The organism is Candidatus Methanoperedens sp. (assembly GCA_027460525.1).
Taxonomy (GTDB): Archaea; Halobacteriota; Methanosarcinia; order Methanosarcinales; family Methanoperedenaceae; genus Methanoperedens.
The window spans coordinates 126,302-142,270 of the sequence record JAPZAS010000015.1 but is presented as its reverse complement, the minus strand read 5'-3'; the positions used below and the strand labels follow the sequence as shown (position 1 = coordinate 142,270).

Sequence of the window (15,969 nt, the reverse complement as noted above, 5' to 3'; positions counted from 1 at the left end):
GGCATGAAAAGATAATCGCAGTATATATATTATTCTACTATTGGCGAACGATTCTTGGCTTTATTTTTTCTCAAGCAGCATTTCAAGGTATGATTTGCGGATTGTGGCTGTCCTGTCGATGCCCAATTTTTCAATGATTTTTAAAATACTCTCGACCTTTTCCTCATAATTCCTGGAATTTTTTACAGGAATCTCAACCTCAATAAAACTCCCGAGGTCATGTACTTCATCAAGGGAGATAAAAAAATCCCCGAGCCTGTAATTTTTTCTTCTTTTTGTTACAGTTGCAACCGGGATAAATCCGAGCGATGACAATATGTTCCCCATGGTTTCGGTGTCTTTTATCACAATCTGGAATTCCTGTCTTGTTTTGGATACGGTGTCCATTTTCGGGCCCTTGTATGTCAGAAAGGCATCCCCATCCTCTACCCTTATCCTCAATGCCTCATCAGTCATCTCAAAATTGCGATGCGGCGCATTATAATATGTATCTGCCTGGTCCTGTATCCCGATAGGCGTAGCCCCCATTGATATGATTGCCCTTTCCATCTTTCTTGCGTCATCAACGCGTGCCTTTACTTCTATTTCTATCATTGGTGTTTGTTTGTCGTGACGATATATAAAATCGTTTATTTTTTGAGACGGTTTCAATTTGTGTTGGTAGTTATGTCAATGTGCAATATATTACCATAAATACGGTCGATTGAAGTTATGTTTATGCTATCCTTATCAAACTGCAATTTATTATTACGCTATATACCATATCTTTTGAATTATTTCAAAAAGTTTTTATACTTTCGTTCCTTGGGTATTTTGGCAGTTATGTTGTCAATCAAAAAAGAGGGCATCAAAGTATTTGTGTCATGGATAAGTAGTAAAACCACGCTTTAAAATCCGAGATGCACGGGGGATTTGCCATCATGGTGGTGTGGTGAGTGCATCAATTGAGTGCTGAAGAGCGAAATGATACAGGGCAAGCCGTAGGTGAGCCTTGCTGAAAAGTAAATATTCGAAGAAAGGAGGAAAACATATGGAAAATTTAAATGGAAAGAAGAATAGAATAAAGAGACGAAGTTTGCGTTTGTTGATGCCAATGTTGCTTGCTATTCTGGTATCAACTCCAGCTTTGGCAGACCCTGGACAGTTTACCGGATGCCTTAAAGTCCATGATGGCACGTTATATAATATTAATGGCGGAGCGTCACCAATAAAGCCGTGTTCAAAAAGTGACGTTGTTATAGGTTTCTATGATAACAACACAGTCAATGCACTTCAAACGCAGGTAACTACGCTTCAAGGGCAAGTAACCACTCTTCAAAATAATGTAACCACGCTCCAAGGACAAGAAACTACGCTCGAAGGGCAAGTAACCACTCTTCAAAATAATGTAACCACGCTCCAAGGACAAGAAACTGCGCTCGAAGGGCAAGTGACTACTCTTCAAAATAATGTAACCACGCTCCAAGGGCAAGTAACTGCACTCCAAGGACAGGTAACTACTCTTCAAGCGAATGTAACCACGCTCCAAGGGCAAGTAACTGCACTCCAAGGACAAGGGGATATAACTGCACTCCAAGGACAGGTAACTACTCTTCAAGCGAATGTAACCACGCTCCAATCAACGTTTCAAGGGGTCACACGTACCGGAAATGATATACATATTAGAGGCGCCAATCTCCATATAGAAAGTGGAAGCGGCAGTACCGACGGTGCAGTCAATGGTCTTGGCAACCTTATTATCGGCTACAACGAACTTCGGGGAATTGGTGATAGTAGAACAGGCTCCAATAATCTGATTTTAGGCAAATATAATAATTACTTGAGTTATGGTGGTCTCGTTGCTGGTGGGTATAATAATATTTCAGGTCCCTTGGCATCGGTCAGTGGAGGCGTCCAAAATACAGCCAGCGGCCTCGTTGCATCGGTCAGTGGAGGCGGAGGTAATAACGCCAGCGGTTATCTATCATCTGTCAGTGGAGGCGGAGGTAATAACGCCAGCGGTTATCTATCATCTGTCAGTGGAGGCTATACTAATACAGCCAGCGGTGACTATGCATCGGTCAGTGCAGGCCACTCTAATACAGCCAGCGGTGTCTATTCATTGGTCAGTGGAGGCGGAAGTAATAACGCCAGCGGTGACTTTTCCTCGGTCAGTGGAGGCATCTATAATACAGCCAGCAGTTTCTATTCATCGGTCAGTGGAGGCGGAGGTAATAACGCCAGCGGTGACTTTTCCTCGGTCAGTGGAGGCATCTATAATACAGCCAGCGGTTTCTATTCATCGGTCAGTGGAGGCTATCAGAGTAGTGCACCTGGATTCTACAATTGGGCGGCGGGTACTACCGGGACGGTATATACTGGTCAATTTTTCTCAAGTCGATAGAGGAAGCACCAATAAGAGTTCAAAGTGTTCTCTCTAATTTTGAGACCAGTTTGACAGGTTTGATACCTGTCAAATTTTATTTTTTTATTAATCGTTCTGCTTATTAGATATCTAATTATATACTTCATAATAAATATTAAAAACTATGGATTTTGCCGAAGGCTTTTTTGAGGTAAAATATCCATCTCCCCATCTTGACGGTCAGTTATTGTATATGAGCCAAGACGTGAGCGCCCCGAAGCGTGGGGAGGTTGGGCGACCCTGCGAACTGCGCAGCGTCGCTTTTTTCCGTTCACAATAGGTGTTTTAAGTTGCTCAACTAAAACGATTGCCTGGGATTCATTGCGATAACATCCATCAAAACACGCTCCGCCTAAGGGCAACTTATCGCCGTTGCATCACTCACAAATCATTAGGATTGCGCCCCCCCGCCCTAAATGGAGCACGCAAAAGCGAATGTGCGCCTGCCCCACCAAAACATTCATTCAAGGTCATTTCAATTTACCAACACATATTGTAACGGTCTCGTAATATCCAGGATATTCTTTATAGCTTCACAAACCAAACATGTTATAGAAAGTAAATTATGAGCGACAAAAACCAAACATCTTCAAAACACCAGAAATTAAGCGGAGAAAAGAAGAAACAGAAAAGTGGATGGATTTCAAGAAGTTCTGGTTCTGGAAAGAAAGAACATAAAGATACAACGATTGTATTTACAAGAAGACCAAATGAAACATATGAGGAATATTTGGCTTCACTGGCAACTCCGGAAGAAGAAACTCCAGAAGAATAATCTTTTTAATTTGTCCTGACACTCTGCTATTCTTCTTAGATAACATACATGCTTCTGAAAAAAAAGATGCATATAATTTTAGTTAGCTGAAGAGCTGCGGAGTTTGCCTGAACCCGATTTTCACCTCTTTTCATACCCGTGGAAAAGCTCGCTTCCCACACCACGATAGACAATCCTGTCCCCAAGCGGGGTAATGCGTTTGACTTCCGGCCATTTATCCAGCGGCTCCGAACCCTCAAGTGCGGCTTTTGTGGGCTTGATATCCCCCATTCTCGGTTCCCTCCTGACATCAATCCCGCTCACGTTATGGCTGAATTCTATTGGGATATTATTCGGGTCGTAGGCGTAAATGGAATGGATAAAACCATGGTCTATCACTTCCGATACCGGGAATCCTGCGGCTTCAAGTTTTGCTTTCAGGTTCCAGAGGTCTTCTTCCTCCTCAACGCCAAAAGAAACATGGTCAAAACCGAACCTTCCGCTGACAGGTCTGCCGTGTTCCTTTTTTATCATGGGTTCAACCCCTTCCCACTCAAAAAACGCTATCAGGTCACTCGGCGATATCTCAAAAAAGTAATGCCTGTAGCCCGGCTGCCCAAGCCCTGCCACGAGCCTCATGCCAAGCAAATCCCTCCAGAAACGTATTGTCCTATCCATATCTCCGGTTGCCATTGCAAGATGGTTTACGCCATTGAAATTTATCTTAATTGACATAATCTAACCTCAAGTATAATTTGGCTCGAAACCTTGATGTACCTTTCGGGCTTTAATAGTTCCAAATGGCACAATCATCGAATCAGGTATGGGAAGATTTCTTCAAGCGTTATTACTGGGAGAACATACTTGAGCTTGCCAAGGATTACCCGGAAAAACGCACCCTGTTTATCCAGTTTCCTGACCTTGAGAGGTACGATATGGAGCTGGCACGGGAGTTACTTGAGCATCCCGACCCTGTAGTAAAACATGCAAACGAGGCGCTCAATGCAATTGACCTGCCTGCTGATGTCATATTTACCAACACCCATGTCCGGATTATCAAGCTTCCTGAACGCATCCAGATAAGGGAACTCCGAAGCGAAAACATCAACCAGTTCATAGCAGTATCAGGTCTTATCAGGAAAGCCACAGAGGTAAGGCCCAAGATAATCACTGCCGCTTTCAAATGCCAGAGATGCGGGAACGTCACGTCAGTGCCGCAGGCTGAAGGTAAATTCGTTGAGCCTTTTGAATGTGAAAGCGAGGCTTGCGGGAGAAAAGGTCCATTTAAACTCGTACACGAAGAATCAGAATTTATTGATGCACAGAAGCTTCGGGTGCAGGAATCACCCGACGAACTCCGCGGGGGAGAGCAGCCCCAGACGCTGGATGTGGATGTTGACGATGACCTTGCAGGAATCGTATCGCCTGGAGACCGCGTTGTAGTCTCCGGGATATTGCGCTCATACCAGAGAAGTACCCCGCATGGGAAAAGTACATACTTCGATCTTGTGCTTGATGGAATATCAATCGAGATAGAGGACAAGGAGTTTGAGGAGATCGAGTTATCAAATGAGGATATCGAGAAAATTATTGCCCTTGGAAAAGACTCCAAGGTTTACGACAAGATAATATATTCGATAGCCCCTTCGATTTATGGCTATGAGGAAGTCAAGGAAGCCATGGCGCTTCAGCTTTTTTCAGGCCTTCCGAAAAACCTGCCAGACGGTGCCCGCATACGCGGCGATATACATGTCCTTCTTGTGGGCGACCCGGGTGTGGCAAAATCGCAACTGCTGCGCTATGCCGTGAAGCTTGCGCCGCGCGGCATATACACAAGCGGTAAAAGCTCGACCTCGGCAGGTCTCACAGCGACAGCGGTCAAGGACGAGTTCGGAGAAGGGAGATGGACGCTTGAAGCCGGAGCGCTTGTATTAGCAGATATGGGTCTTGCCTGCGTGGACGAACTTGATAAGATGGACCCCGACGACCGCAGTTCCATGCACGAGGCTATGGAGCAGCAGACCATAAGCATTGCAAAAGCAGGCATCATGGCAACATTGAAATCACGATGTGCTCTCCTCGGGGCTGCAAATCCAAAGTTCGGAAGGTTTGACATGTACGAACCTATAGCAAAGCAGATCAATATGCCTCCTTCCCTTCTGTCGCGGTTTGATTTGATTTTCATCCTCACGGATGAACCTCAGGTAAGCAGGGATACTGCAATTGCAGAACATATCCTGAAAGCCCATTATGCAGGCGAGCTTGCTTTGAGAAAGGACAGTATCATTAATTCCGGCATAAGCCAGGAAGAAATAAATATAGCCATGGAGGTCATCCAGCCGGTCATAGATTCGGAGATGCTGCGGAAATACATCGCTTATACAAAGAGGAATATCTTTCCCATCATCCAGGACGATGCAAGAAAGCAGTTGATAGACTTCTATCTCGGCCTGCGAAAACAGGGAGAAGACCCCAATTCCCCGGTGCCTGTGACCGCCCGCCAGCTCGAAGCCCTTGTCCGTCTTGCTGAAGCCAGCGCACGCGTTCGTTTGAGCAGTATCATAACCACTGAGGATACTACAAGGGTCATCCGAATCGTTATGGCAAGCCTGAAACAGGTCATGACAGACCCTGAGACGGGGAAACTGGATTCAGATATCATCAATGTGGGGATGGGTAAGAGCCAGCGCGATAAGGTTAAGATATTGAAAGAGATTATCAGGGAGCTTCAGGAAGAATATAAGAGTGCAGTACCCCTGGAAGAGATTATATCAAAGGCAGAAGAATCAGGCATCAAGAAAGATACTGTTGAAGACATGATACAAAAATTAAAACAGGTTGGAGAAATAATTGAACCGAGCAGCAATGATCGCTACAAGGTTGTTTGAACATGTATATGAAAAAATACGACACGGATGGACAGCTCATCGTGGCAGTCTGCGATAAGAATATTGTCGGAAAAAAGTTCAGGGAAGGCAAGCTTGTACTTCGGCTGGATGAAGGTTTCTATAAAGGTGAAGATGTTTGGGAAGAGGAAGTAAGAGAAGCTCTCTCCTGTGCAACAATCGCAAACATCGCAGGTGAAAAATCAATAGCCTGCGCGGTTGAATGCGGCTGCATCGACCCTGATACTATTATATTTATCGAAGGCATCCCCCATGCCCAGATGGTGAAGCTATGAAAACCTTTAAGGAAGGTTTATCAAAAGAAGGGGGTATGCGCCATACCCCTATACATCATAAAGGGGTGTAACCCTTTATGACAGAAATGATTGAAAGCAATAGATTGATCGAAATGGTTATTGATAAGCATAATCGGTTTCTTGAGGCATTTAATTCTGAGTTTTCAGAGCTTGAAAGTAAGCTAAGTGCTGTTAAACAGCAGGCTGATACGATTAAAAAAGAGGTAGAAGCCACAGAAACCAGAATCGAAGTCTTGAATGAGAAATATTATTTCCTTTTCCACCAGGCGAAAAAACAAAGGGAAGAGATATTCAGCGATGTACTTGGAAAGATGCGAGCTGCTAAGAATGCCGGCGTTGCGGATATAACACGGCTGGGCAGCAGGATAGAAGAGTTTGAGAAAAGGCTTCAAAGTTCAAAAAATATCGAGGATGAAGAAAGAACGATAGCGGAGATAAAAAAACTACTTTATAATTTCGAATCTGCAGCCAAAAGAGCAGGAATGACTGTTACATGCAAAGGGGTTGAAGATAAATTAAATGAAGCCAACGCTTCCCATAAAGAACTGATATCCATTCAGAATAAACCGAAGCAGGATACCAGTTCTGCCAGGGATTATGATAAGCAAAAGGGTGATATTGAGGGCAGGCATAACTGGTTAAAACGAAGGATTGAAAGCCATAACAATGCTCTTGCCTACTGGGAAAAACAAAAAGGTGGGATTAACGTTGGTTGAATCCGAGAATATGCAGGTACAGGCTGCCGAGGAAGTTCATGTTGCGACTCCAGATGAGGCTCCTGTAGAGGCTCCTATTGAGACTCCCGCCGAACCGGTCATTGAACAGGCGCAGGATATCAAGGTCGAGGAGGTCAGGGTATATCCCAAGCTTTCAGAGCGGGAATTAAAGGAAAAAATCAACCTTCTGCGGCAGCGGATAGAGCAGAACGAGAGGGAATTGAAAAGCATATTCCGGGAAATCTCGCTCCATAATACAGGCGGCAGGGAATTAAAAGCCAAGCGCGATGGTCTGAATGCGAAGATCAAGGAAATGTCCCAAAAAGCATCGGAGCTTCGAAAAAAGCGTGATGAAGTCAATTCAAAGATTGCAGAATTGAAAGCCGTGAGGGACGAGCTCAGGAGCAAGGGGAAGGAATTTAGCGGAAAACTCGGCGAACTTAAGAAAACCCGCGACGAGCTGAATCAAACAGCCCGCGGAAGGCTTGAAACCCTCGGGAAAGCGTACGAAGAGGAGCTTAACCTCTTTCTGACAGCCGACCTGCCACTTGAGCATGAAATAAACATTTTTAACCGTTTAAACGAGTTGAACCAGAGGCTTGAAGCCACAAAGAAGGCTAACGAGATCCACAGCGAGATTTCAGTGGAGTATAACAAAGCCAAAGTGATATACACGGATATGGATTCTTTGCATGCGCAGATTCAAACCCTTGCGCAGGAATCCCAGAAATACCATGAGGAACTGATTGCCTTTTATCATGAAATAGACCCGCTCCGGAAGGAAGCCGACTCCTATCATTCCATGTTATCTGAAAAATATAAAGGCATTGCGCCGCTGCGGAAGAAGATAGCAGCTATCAAGGCTGAAGTCCCGAAACTGAGGGATGAACTTGGGATATATCTTGAGCAGATGAAGGAGATCCAGTTAGCAAAAGAGGAGCAGAAGAACGAAGGGAAACGAGAGGAAGCCAAGGAGAGATTCAAGAAAAGCGGGCGCATCAGCCTTGAGGAGTTCAGGATTCTGGTGGAGAACGAGGACATTAAGCTTTAGACCTGCAAGACCGGTGGGGAGTGACCGTTTCAATTCGTGTTGGTAGTTATCCTGAGAGACAATACTAATGGGATCAATCAATTAGAATCATTTTGCCGTAGAGAAATATTCATTATTGCAACCTGATTAAACTAATAAATTCTGGATTATTCCTAATATTATCTAATTCTTTATCATGTCTTGCTCTAAATATATAATACGTAGATAAATTTATAGCTTTTTTTAAAGAATCAACTGCATTATCAACATCTTTATTCATTGAAAATGCGCATGCCATATCAAAATATGCCCAATCCAATTCTGGATTTAACTCAATTGCTTTTTTATAATATTTTATTGCATTATCAAAATCATTAATTTGATAATAAAACCATCCGTTTTCAGCCCAAGCTGTATGAGATTCGGGAAATAATTCTATCGCTTTATCATAGTATTTTTTTGCTTTGTCAAATTCTCGTAGATTCAGAAATATTCTACCTAAATTGATATACACCTCTTCATTTTCAGGGTCAATCTCCAGTGCTTTCGTACATGAAATGATAGCTTCGTCAAATTTGCCTTTATCTAGTGATGAAAAACCTTCTGAATTTAAATTATCTGATAAGATGTATAGACTCATTATAGAAAAACCAATTATGAAAAAAAGAATTGATATAACTTTATAGATTTCCTGATTTGTGAGAAAAGTTTGATCGACTTTTACAAAATTTGTTATTTCATATAAGCCTGTTGATGTCCCTTTAATGCTCTGCGACTGATAAAATGTTACTTTATCTATTGCATAAAGCCCATTTTCCATCGGTTTTTTTGAAAATGCAACGAGTAAAAATTCATTATTTTTTAATAAACCTATATTGGTATTTATCTTAGACTTTAAATCATTAGTAAGTAAAATTGTAGAGTTCTCACCAGTAGTAGTAAATGTAAAATTAGGGAATTCAAGGTACGAATAATCAGGAAATTCATGAATCTTATAATTAATATTTTCGAAATCAGAAATAAAATGTGAATATCCAGAAATATTGCTTGTATAAATTAATGTCGAAATATAAAATGAGGTACTAATAAAGATTATACCAAGACTGATTAATGAAATTTTTTTGAGTCTCATTTAATTATCCTTTTTTATTTTTTCTTGTTGTAATCATGAATGTTACAAATATCGAAAACGCCACCATGATAACAGTTGCCAACCAAGGATGGCTATCAAAAAGCAAAATAATATCTGATTTGTATGTGTAAATGATAATAAATCCTATTGGCAATGAAATTGCTAATAAGATAGATTTTTTATCGAAAACTCTTTTATTCAAAACAATTTTCAATTTTTTACAAACTTCATCAGTCCAATAAATTATAGTAAAATTAATGCCAGTTATCCCTACTAAAAAAAGTAACGTCGCATCTAAACCATAACTGATAGAATCATGAAAGAAAATAATCGCGCTAAATGCTGCTATTGTACTTGAAAAAATCTGATATGATTGAAACAATAAATCAGTTTTCCATATGACCGCAACTATTCTAAATATTATTATTGACGTTATAAAAAAAGCCACTCCAAACATTGAAGAAAAAGTTTTCGCAATTATATTTGATACAAACAAAAGAATAGTTATTAAAAAACCTAATAAAATGAAAATTGCAAATTGATTAATAAATATTTTTGGAAATTGGATTGTCCTCTCACCCTTTTGAATTATTTTCATTAGAAGGGGAACTTCCTCTCGAGTCAAATTAATTTTCTTCAAGAGTTGAATTTCTTCTTGGGTTAAACTTGCATCTTCTAAATTTGGTATTAACTTTCCACTTTCCGTATTTCCTCCATATAATCCAACTGTAAACAGAATATTCAATTCTTTTAGAATCTTCTATTATAAATAATATAGGTTAACCAGAAAGAGGATTGCCCCCCGCGCCTAAATGGAGCGCGCAAAGCGAATGTGCGCCTACTCGCGCGAACAGCCCTTCGGGACAGTTTACCTGATGCGCCAACGGTATATATCAAAACCACCAAAATGGATTGATGAAAGACCACTGAGCGAGGTTAAGTATTAATACAGATAATAGAGTTTATTGAAGGGAGGTTTTTAAATGAAGAAAATGACAGAACAGCATCTTATCAATGCATTTGGAGGAGAAAGCCAGGCACATATGAGGTATTTACATTTTGCAAACCAGGCTGAGAAAGAAAAATTCAATAATGTGGCACGCTTATTTCGCGCAATCGCCCATGCTGAATATATACATGCAGGAGACCATTATCAGGAGTTAAAACACCTGGACGGGGGATTTGTCGCGAACAGCATGGCGGCTTTTGGTCCGGGCGATTCCAGGAAAAACCTTAAACTCGCCATCGCCGGCGAGACATTTGAAATCGAGGAAATGTATCCTGTGTACATGGAAGTGGCAAAATTCCAGGGAGAAAAAGGCGCACAAAAAAGTTTTGAATGGGCGTATGGCACTGAAAAAATGCATAAGCTGCTTTATGAAAAGGCATCAGGCTCGGTTAATTCAGGAAAGGATGCCAAACTCGGTCCGATCCAGGTTTGCGAAGTTTGCGGATATACCCTGGAAGGAGAAGCGCCCGATAAATGTCCCCTGTGCAGTGCGTCTAAAGACAAATTTACTGCATTTAAATAGGTGACCATACGCCCCTTCTGGCCCCTTCTTGGGCAATAATTTATATTCTTATCCAGTAACTCTGGATACATGCGAATCGGAGTCATCGCAATCCAGGGAAATGTCGAAGAACACGTTAATGCCATGATAAGGGCATTGAAAGAGGCAAAACGTGAAGCAGAGGTCATAAAGATAAAACATAAAGGAATAGTCCCGGCGTGCGATGCTTTAATCCTTCCCGGCGGTGAGAGCACCACCCTCGGCAGGCTTTTGGAGCGCGAAGGCATCTCCTCTGAAATAAAAAGCGCTGCTCATGCAGGTATTCCCATAATGGGAACATGCGCTGGGCTTGTATTGCTTGCAAAACACGGTGACAAACAGGTAGAGAAGGCAGGGCAGCCTTTACTCTCACTGATGGATATTCGTGTGAACAGGAACGCCTTCGGGCGGCAGAGAGAATCGTTTGAAGCTCATGTGGACTTTAAAGGTCTCGCCAGGCCTTTTAATGCTGTGTTCATAAGGGCGCCGTGCATCACGCAATTGGGAAGGGATGTGGAAATCCTTTCAACATACAACGGTTCCATAGTTGCGGCAGGACAGAAAAACATGCTTGCTCTGGCATTTCATCCTGAATTGACCGATGATGTGCGAATACACCATTATTTTTTGAAGATGATAGGATAATTATCCGGATCGTTTTATCCTTCCGGTTATCCTTTGAATTTTCTCCTGATATGGTTTGCGAAGCTCCTCGTATTCCTCATCCAGGAGGTTTCCTGATTCATAATCCTTGTCCAGTTCGCCAAGCTTCGAGAGGATTTCGTTTTTGAGGCTCAGAAGTTCGTCTCTGGTTTTTCCTTCAAGTCCGGTATCTTCCTCAACTGCCTCGCCTTCAATGGTCTTCTCAACTGTTTCCAAAGCAGCCTCTTCTTCGCTCTCTTGCGCCTTTTCCCGCTTTAATGAACTTTTTATTTTTCCTTCGAGTGCCTGGAGCTTTTCACTCCTCTTCCTTATGACAGGATATGAAAGTGCAAGTAATATGAGAAGCCCGATAATCACATAACCTGCAAGCTGGGCTGGAGTTATCACCGGTTTTGAGACCACTTGAGTTATCGATTGTTTTGAGATCTCGATATTGAGCTCTTTAAATCGAGGTTCATAAAACCGGTTTGTAACCGTGTTGCCTTGTTCGGTTACGTCTGATGGACTGATATCATTTCCATTTTCATCCGTCAAATTAACTGAACTGCCATTTGGTTTTGTAATTATAAGTACAAGAGGAGGCATATCCTGGCTTGGCACATATTGGTAATTAATTAGGGTTGGATATGTCAACATCTTTGTATATGCAAGGGTCTTATTTAGTGTTACTTCGGGTTTTGCCGTCACCAGATATTCGATAATATAAAAAGAAGCAAGACTATTTGTTTCAATATCATCGTGCCAGCTAACAACATTTCCATTTTGTATGATAGGCAGGTAATCTGTTGTAGTTCCTGTGGTCATTTCGTTTTTTGCTATTTCTCCCGTATCATTCCTTTTAATAATCTCAGCCCCATCAGGAACCCATGTTCTTAAAGAACCGGAGAAATTCTGTGTTCCCGCATTTTTAAATATCAGGGTTTCTCGTACATACGATTTGTTTTCTGATTGGAATTGGACTGCGTCCACCTCGATGAGATGCTGCAGTAATCTAATATCCTGGTCCGATTGCGTGGTGTTTAACAAAACTCTGTTAGCTTGACCAAATTGCGTGATGTTTCCAGGTTGAGCATTTGAATTGTTATTTACCATTACCGGAAACCCATAGGTTGTGTTGATCAAAAAAGTAATTAAAAATATTGAAACAATAAATTGTGTTAGCTTTCTCATGAATCCTCGCCTGTTTAATAGAGTATTTGTGTAGATATATCTTGTTGTTTATGGCGTTCCATCGTTAAATTAATAGATACAACCAACCTTAAGACCTCGATGATTCCTGAAATCATTGAATCCTATCAAAAACACATCACAGAGAGGCAAAGACAGGGAATCCCTCCTCTCCCTCTGAATGCCGAACAGGTAAAAGCCCTGTCCGAACTGGCTCTCAATCCGCCTGAGGGGAGAGAGGAACTCATCCTGAAACTCCTGAAAGAGCATATCCCTCCGGGTGTTGATCATGCAGCGCTCGAAAAGGCAAAGCTCCTTCGCAGCATTGCGCTTCGCGAAAAAAAATCAAGAATAATATCCCCGCATGATGCGGTAGCGCTTCTTGGAATGATGAAAGGCGGCTACAACATCGAAACTCTCATCGAATTGCTCGATGATAAAACGCTTGCTTCTGATGCTGCTTCTGCCCTCTCGGATACCATCCTGATATTTGGTTTCTTTGACAGGATCGAGAAGCTTGCACGCACAAACCATTATGCTTCGAAGGTTCTGGAAAGCTGGGCAAAAGCAGAGTGGTTCTTGCGGTCCCGGGAACTTCCGAAAACGCAGAAAGTTGCGGTGTTCAAAATCCCGGGCGAGGTCAATACGGATGACCTTTCACCTGCATCCCGTGCAGGAAGCCGCGCCGATATCCCGCTCCATGCCTTATCCATGCTGGAATCCCGCTATCCGACTGCAATTAACGACATTGTAGAGTTGAAAAAGAAAGGGTATCAGGTTGCATTCGCCGCAGATGTTGTAGGAACTGGCAGCAGCAGGAAATCCGCCATGAACTCGCTGCTGTGGTGGATAGGCGAGGATATCCCGGGTGTCCCGAACAAACGCAGGGGCGGGGTTATTCTTGGAAGCCAGATTGCACCCATTTTCTTCAATACGGCAAGGGACAGCGGCGCTTTTCCTATTAGATGCAATGTATCGCAACTGGAAACCGGCATGGTTGTAACCATAGATTTCGAAGGCGGAAGGATTCTTGACAGGGACGGGAATGAGGTAACGGCGTTCAATCCCGAACCAGAAACGCTTCCTGATGAATACAGGGCAGGAGGAAGGCTTCTCCTCATAATCGGAAAGGAGCTCACGCGAAAAGCACAGGAAGCGCTGGGAAAGAAATATAATGTATTTATCAAGCCAAAGGAGCCTGAAGCTTCAAAAAAGGGTTACACCCTTGCCCAGAAGATTGTGGGTAGAGCCTGTGGTTTACGGGGCGTTAGACCGGGGCAGGCATGCCTTCCAAGAATCACAACAGTGGGTTCACAGGATACAACTGGTCCCATGACGGCTGAAGAGATAAAAGAATTAGCCTGCATCGAATTCCAGGCGCCTCTGGTGATGCAGTCCTTCTGCCATACGGCAGCCTATCCAACGCCCAAGGACAGGAAAATGCACAGAGAGCTTGCTCAGTTTTTCAGGGAAAGGGGAGGCGTTGTGCTCAAGCCCGGTGACGGCATAATCCATTCATGGCTGAACAGGATGCTCCTGCCCGATACGGTGGGCACAGGCGGGGACAGCCACACCCGGTTCCCCATCGGGATTTCATTCCCTGCGGGAAGCGGACTCGTGGCTTTTGCCGCTTCTCTTGGCGTTATGCCGCTTGATATGCCGCAAAGCATGCTCGTCAGGTTTAAGGGCAAACTCAGGAAAGGCATTTTTTTGCGTGATGTTGTCAATGCCATCCCTTATTTTGCCCTGAAGAACGGCAAGCTCACCCTTGAAAAGAAGGATAAAAAGAACATCTTCAACGGAAGGATAATAGAAATGGATGGTCTTCCCGACATTACTGTGGAGCAGGCTTTTGAACTTACAGACTCCAGTGCAGAGCGCTCTGCCGAGGCTGCGGTTATAGCGCTTTCAAAGCAGCAGGTGATGCAGTATCTTCGAAATAACATATCCATTTTAAAATCGTTACTGGACGAGGGTTACGCATCAGCCGCTCTGGAGAGGCGCATCGAGGCTATGGAGGAATGGCTGGCAAACCCCTCCCTGCTTCAGGCAGATGCCGATGCTGAATATGCCGATGTGCTGGAAATAGACCTTTCAGAGATAACCGAGCCGCTGCTTTCCTGCCCAAATGATCCGGATTACATAAGGCCGCTTTCCCAGGTTGCCGGAGAAAAAATCGATGAGGTATTCATGGGTTCGTGCATGATAGGTTTTGAGCATTTCCAGAGGGCTGCCGGGATACTGGGCAAGGCGGGCAGGATATTGCCAAAACTGTGGATTGCCCCTCCTACCAGGCTGGTTGAAAAGAGCCTGAAGGATACCGGAGGATATTCCAGATTCAAGGAACTCGGAGCAAGGATGGAAATTCCGGGATGCAGCCTGTGCATGGGTAACCAGGCAAGGGTGGCTGATAATGCCGTGGTATTCTCCACATCCACGCGCAATTTCGATAACCGCATGGGTAAAAATGCAAAGGTTTACCTGGGATCGGCAGAACTGGCTGCAATTACCGCAATGCTGGGAAGGATTCCTGCACTTGCGGAGTATTTTGAACTCGTGGAGGAGCGGTGAAATCTTATCTGCTCCTGGTTTTACTTTCGGTTCTTGCAGCAGGATGCATTGCTCCCGAAATAAATAAAGGGAATCCCGCTGAGTATGAACTTCCAGGTCTTATCAATACCACCATCATTTACCTTAATTTATCATCCGTGCAGGTTGTCGATAGTGTTGTAAACACAACATCGGATGGATTTTTTATAGAGAGCAGTGATGAGATGAGTTTCGTGGATCCTGTAGCCGTGGATTATTCGGGCAATAACGTCAGTTTCAATGTTTCAGAAGAGCTTATTTTGGGGAGAAATTTTGCGCGTTTTAACTTCAGTTCACTTTTTTCCGGGTTCGTGGCATTCAGTCAACCAGGTAGCCAGGATTTTACGTACCTTCTGACAAAAAATGGAACTGTAAGGGTGGTTCTGCCTGCAAATTACACTGAACGTTCCTTCATAGGCATCGCAGAGCCAAAACCCGATAATATCACTCTTGATAGCTCGGGAAGGGAAGTGATTATCTGGAATAACCCTTATCCTGAGACAGGTATCAGGGTTAAATACCTCGATAAAAATGCCCCCGCACTATTGTTTTATTTCTTTTTTTCGCTATTTATATTCGCAATTTTGGTTCTGGGATATTATTACATGAGCCTCTCCGCATTAAAGAAAAAACGGGCTATGATGGAGAAGAACATCAGAAAATAGATTCGAGATTTTTTTTTGGATTACACAAAGCAAACAGTACGTCCGAAATTATTATATACTAAATGTAGATATAACATAGTAATGGCAGATATTATTT

Annotated in this window: 15 protein-coding genes; 10 read left to right on the top strand and 5 right to left on the bottom strand. The window is 43.1% G+C overall.

Annotated features, from left to right (window positions below):
* Positions 1-60 precede the first annotated feature (60 nt).
* On the bottom strand, positions 61-594 hold the full coding sequence (gene cyaB, locus O8C68_05235; GenBank protein MCZ7395206.1) for a class IV adenylate cyclase: 534 nt from the start codon (positions 592-594) through the stop codon (positions 61-63).
* A 493-nt stretch (positions 595-1,087) separates the two neighbouring features.
* On the opposite strand from cyaB, the gene O8C68_05230 reads away from it, so the two are divergent.
* Positions 1,088-2,383 (top strand): hypothetical protein, encoded by a 1,296-nt coding sequence (locus tag O8C68_05230; GenBank protein ID MCZ7395205.1) that lies wholly within the window; start codon positions 1,088-1,090, stop codon positions 2,381-2,383.
* Between the two features lie 586 nt (positions 2,384-2,969).
* Positions 2,970-3,179: a hypothetical protein gene (locus O8C68_05225; GenBank protein MCZ7395204.1), complete on the top strand. Its 210-nt coding sequence runs from the start codon at positions 2,970-2,972 to the stop codon at positions 3,177-3,179.
* A gap of 120 nt (positions 3,180-3,299) precedes the next feature.
* On the opposite strand, the gene O8C68_05220 is transcribed toward O8C68_05225, so the two are convergent.
* The gene (locus O8C68_05220; protein ID MCZ7395203.1) at positions 3,300-3,893 is read right to left on the bottom strand and encodes a VOC family protein; all 594 of its coding nucleotides are present in this window, start codon (positions 3,891-3,893) and stop codon (positions 3,300-3,302) included.
* Positions 3,894-3,958: 65 nt separating this feature from the next.
* Between O8C68_05220 and O8C68_05215 the strand changes: the two genes are divergently transcribed.
* The 4 genes from O8C68_05215 (at position 3,959) to O8C68_05200 (ending at position 8,127) form a co-directional block, all read left to right on the top strand.
* Positions 3,959-6,046: a minichromosome maintenance protein MCM gene (locus tag O8C68_05215; protein ID MCZ7395202.1), complete on the top strand. Its 2,088-nt coding sequence runs from the start codon at positions 3,959-3,961 to the stop codon at positions 6,044-6,046.
* A gap of 8 nt (positions 6,047-6,054) precedes the next feature.
* Positions 6,055-6,339: a DUF424 family protein gene (locus O8C68_05210; protein ID MCZ7395201.1), complete on the top strand. Its 285-nt coding sequence runs from the start codon at positions 6,055-6,057 to the stop codon at positions 6,337-6,339.
* A gap of 77 nt (positions 6,340-6,416) precedes the next feature.
* A complete protein-coding gene (locus O8C68_05205) occupies positions 6,417-7,076 on the top strand; it encodes a hypothetical protein (GenBank protein MCZ7395200.1) in 660 nt (219 codons plus the stop codon).
* Complete coding sequence (locus O8C68_05200; protein MCZ7395199.1) at positions 7,027-8,127, top strand: phosphoserine phosphatase; 1,101 nt, start codon at positions 7,027-7,029, stop codon at positions 8,125-8,127. The genes O8C68_05205 and O8C68_05200 overlap by 50 nt, the downstream gene beginning before the upstream one ends.
* 112 nt (positions 8,128-8,239) lie before the next feature.
* On the opposite strand, the gene O8C68_05195 is transcribed toward O8C68_05200, so the two are convergent.
* Positions 8,240-9,238 (bottom strand): tetratricopeptide repeat protein, encoded by a 999-nt coding sequence (locus O8C68_05195; protein ID MCZ7395198.1) that lies wholly within the window; start codon positions 9,236-9,238, stop codon positions 8,240-8,242.
* Positions 9,239-9,242: 4 nt separating this feature from the next.
* Positions 9,243-9,983: a hypothetical protein gene (locus tag O8C68_05190; GenBank protein ID MCZ7395197.1), complete on the bottom strand. Its 741-nt coding sequence runs from the start codon at positions 9,981-9,983 to the stop codon at positions 9,243-9,245.
* Positions 9,984-10,221: 238 nt separating this feature from the next.
* Between O8C68_05190 and O8C68_05185 the strand changes: the two genes are divergently transcribed.
* Positions 10,222-10,770, top strand: coding sequence for a rubrerythrin family protein (locus O8C68_05185; protein MCZ7395196.1), 549 nt, complete (start codon positions 10,222-10,224; stop codon positions 10,768-10,770).
* A gap of 69 nt (positions 10,771-10,839) precedes the next feature.
* Positions 10,840-11,433 (top strand): pyridoxal 5'-phosphate synthase glutaminase subunit PdxT, encoded by a 594-nt coding sequence (gene pdxT, locus O8C68_05180; protein MCZ7395195.1) that lies wholly within the window; start codon positions 10,840-10,842, stop codon positions 11,431-11,433.
* Here the strand turns inward: pdxT and O8C68_05175 are convergent, their stop codons facing one another.
* Positions 11,434-12,621 (bottom strand): hypothetical protein, encoded by a 1,188-nt coding sequence (locus O8C68_05175; protein ID MCZ7395194.1) that lies wholly within the window; start codon positions 12,619-12,621, stop codon positions 11,434-11,436.
* Between the two features lie 99 nt (positions 12,622-12,720).
* On the opposite strand from O8C68_05175, the gene O8C68_05170 reads away from it, so the two are divergent.
* Complete coding sequence (locus O8C68_05170) at positions 12,721-15,189, top strand: bifunctional aconitate hydratase 2/2-methylisocitrate dehydratase (GenBank protein MCZ7395193.1); 2,469 nt, start codon at positions 12,721-12,723, stop codon at positions 15,187-15,189.
* Complete coding sequence (locus O8C68_05165) at positions 15,186-15,872, top strand: DUF5803 family protein (protein MCZ7395192.1); 687 nt, start codon at positions 15,186-15,188, stop codon at positions 15,870-15,872. The genes O8C68_05170 and O8C68_05165 overlap by 4 nt, the downstream gene beginning before the upstream one ends.
* Positions 15,873-15,969: the final 97 nt, after the last annotated feature.